This window comes from Acinetobacter sp. WCHA39, assembly GCF_002165385.1.
In the GTDB taxonomy this organism is placed as follows: domain Bacteria; phylum Pseudomonadota; class Gammaproteobacteria; order Pseudomonadales; family Moraxellaceae; genus Acinetobacter.
Window position 1 is genome coordinate 1 of sequence record NZ_NHRP01000071.1, and the last position, 2764, is coordinate 2764.

4 protein-coding genes are annotated in these 2764 nt (G+C 42.3%); 2 read left to right on the forward strand and 2 right to left on the reverse strand.

The window, feature by feature from the left end; genetic code table 11:
- Nucleotides 1-55: 55 nt before the first annotated feature.
- Together CDG56_RS16545 and CDG56_RS16550 are read right to left on the reverse strand one after the other, a co-directional pair.
- Nucleotides 56-412: a hypothetical protein gene (locus tag CDG56_RS16545; protein ID WP_087548438.1), complete on the reverse strand. Its 357-nt coding sequence runs from the start codon at nucleotides 410-412 to the stop codon at nucleotides 56-58.
- Nucleotides 413-451: 39 nt separating this feature from the next.
- Nucleotides 452-1342 carry a MobA/MobL family protein gene (locus CDG56_RS16550; protein WP_087548439.1) on the reverse strand — a complete coding sequence of 297 codons (891 nt, stop codon included), beginning with the start codon at nucleotides 1340-1342 and terminating at the stop codon, nucleotides 452-454.
- Between the two features lie 211 nt (nucleotides 1343-1553).
- Between CDG56_RS16550 and CDG56_RS16555 the strand changes: the two genes are divergently transcribed.
- Both CDG56_RS16555 and CDG56_RS16560 read left to right on the forward strand, forming a co-directional pair.
- Nucleotides 1554-2276, forward strand: coding sequence for a hypothetical protein (locus tag CDG56_RS16555; RefSeq protein WP_087548440.1), 723 nt, complete (start codon nucleotides 1554-1556; stop codon nucleotides 2274-2276).
- A gap of 246 nt (nucleotides 2277-2522) precedes the next feature.
- Entirely contained in the window at nucleotides 2523-2717 is a 195-nt protein-coding gene (locus CDG56_RS16560; RefSeq protein WP_087548441.1) for a hypothetical protein, read from the forward strand.
- The last annotated feature ends 47 nt before the right edge of the window (nucleotides 2718-2764 follow it).

The window sequence follows — 2764 nt, forward strand, 5'->3', positions numbered from 1 at the left end:
ATCCCTTGCGTTGCCTTAAAAGCAGCTCGAATTCGATCTGCATCTACTGGATTTTTCATACTTGGCCACGCTGCTCTGATTTATAACTTGGATGATCTTTCAGATAGGCAATAAAACTGTCCAAACGTTTGCTATCCAGTCGTGATTCATCAAGATGATCCACATGCTGCAATAGGTTCTGACCTAAAAAATATTGCTCAAACTGTGCCTTAAAATACTTTGGAATATCAGACACCAAAACATAGCTATCATCTGATTTCAGTTGATGCCGTGGGATCTGAATCAACTCAAGTAAATGTTTCTTCCACAATAGACTGGCCCGAAGCTGATCATTCACTGGATGATGGGGATCATGTGCAGCTGCACGTTGATCGTCAAATAAACCCTCAAGAATTTGTTTTCCAGTCTTCATACGACCTCCAAAAGCTTTATTTAAAACTTCACAATATTCCTAGAACCATGATGGCGTATAACCATCATCACGATCTAGATCTTGATTTTTACGCTGCTCTAAAGCTTGGTTGTACTCCTTTTGGTAGATCTGGAGCTTATTAAATTGCCGAATCTGTTGAATGGTGTGCTTCTGTGCCTCAACTTCAAGCTGAATCATTGGATCGGCACTTTTCAACTTCCATCGGTAGATCTGCGGAACATCCTGCAATTGCGTTCCGTACTTCTGGTTAAATTCCTGATTGGACAAATGACTCACTCGATTCGGAACAACAATCTCCATCCCCTCCAGAATTACGGTCTTCATCGGTGCATGCATTTCCAAAGCCTGATTAATTAGCTGCTCAGTTTTTTCTCGAAAAGCTTTGACCTGATCACGGCCAAAGCCCAACGCATCAGCCGTTAATTTCTGTGCGCCACCCTTAGTGGGATTCTTTGGACGATACTGCTTAAAAAACTGCTCTGGTGGTCGTTCAACCCCATCGGCCAGACTCCGTTCAGAATACATCAGATGCAAATGCGGTTGATCTTCACCTGTCAGCTCACTCGGATGATTATGCACCGCTGCGGTATAAGGGAACTGATACTGATCGGCAAATTCCTGAATAAAGGCCTCGACCAATTCTTTACGTTGCTGCTTCGACAACTCTTTCGGCAAGGCCACGGTCAAGGTTGAACTGGTTCGACCTCGAGCAATCTCATAACGATCCGCACTATGCCAAAAGCTTGCAGGCGCATCGACAGCCCATGCAGGCATATTTCCAGAACGCACAAACTCCAATTCCTCATCGGCCTTTTGCTCGGCAAAATGCGCGGTTCGAGTCAGATAATGGAAGGTATTCTTGGAACTGGAATCCTTCTTCACATTGTGCCGAATATTCATGTAAAACATGCCGAATTCACCTGAGATCCAATTCGCAAAGGAGGCTCTCCGCAGGAGCGAGGAGGAGTGTCTTTTTTTGACAATAATCGCTTTAGCGGTTGTTGTCAAAAAAAGACACGGAAACGAGATAAACTATTTTTTATGCATGGCATAAAAAATAGTTTAAACGCCCACAAGATGACGCTAACATGGAGTCAATTCACGGCAAAATGAGATCCAAATGGCAGGACGCAAAGCGTTAGTTCTCACCGCAAAAGAAATCAACGAACTCGGCAGGCATATCCTCAATCTACCGTTCAAACGCCGAGTTGAAGAACGTTGCCTGCACATGCTCAAAAACAAAAAAAGTCTTCAGGATCTCAGTGAGCAAGACCGACAACTGATCCAAAAATGTCGCTATGAACGCAATGCCTACAACAAACGCATGCTTCAGCTGCAACTGATCCAACAGACAGAACCTGCCAAACGCAATGCACTGGAACAAAACATCCTCAAGCTCCATCAAAAACATGACATCGATGCCTACTTTGCCATGCACGATGCACTGGATGAGATCCTCAAAACGCAACGCCACCAGACCGCAGCGAAAAACCTGAATCAGAAAATAGAAAAAGCCCTGAATCCAGAACAACAAAAGGAAAAACAAAACCAGAAACAACAGAAAAAACGAGAAGACCAGATCAAATACTTTATCGGTTCACTCTATCTAGGTATTTTTGAACGAGCAAAGTTTCAAATAACCCACTCCAATCAGGACTTGGACAACCTGAAAACCTTATTTCGTATGGCCTTGATCGGTAAAACTATGCAACAAACTAACAAGGATCTACAGACAGTCACCCAAGAAATTGCCAACTCAAGCCAATACCAAGAAATTGAACGATTTATACAAGAAGCCAAACAAGATCCAAGAAACCCATTCAACAAAACACCAGAGCAATAAACAAATATCACGTTTAAACGCTGTATTTTCGCCATAGTACGATCATTTCAAACTGAACTAGAGATCAGTACCCAAAAAACAAAAAAGTGCCTCTAAACGCAAATAGAAGCAAATGACATAGCATCTATAAGCGATAAGAAGGCCTCAACCAAGCGAGTGTCTACGAGCGACATCCGCAAAATTCGCGCCTCGGCTTTCTGAAAAACCGCTTTTTTAGGTTGATTAACCTAAAAAAGTGAAATTTAGATGCAAAAATTTGAGCCTAGACCGAGCGAAGCAAGCATAAAACTTTATGAGCGAAGCGAATTCCGAGTTGCTTTTGCTCTTGCCTTTGCTTTTTTTCAAATTCACAACGAAAAGAACCAAAAAATTGCCCCTCGAATCGAGCGAAAGCGAGATTCAATAGAGTTTGAGCGTAGCGAAAACCAAGGGCAATTTTGACCAGATTAGGCTTTTAATTATTTTTAATAGTTTTTAATGCTTTTAGA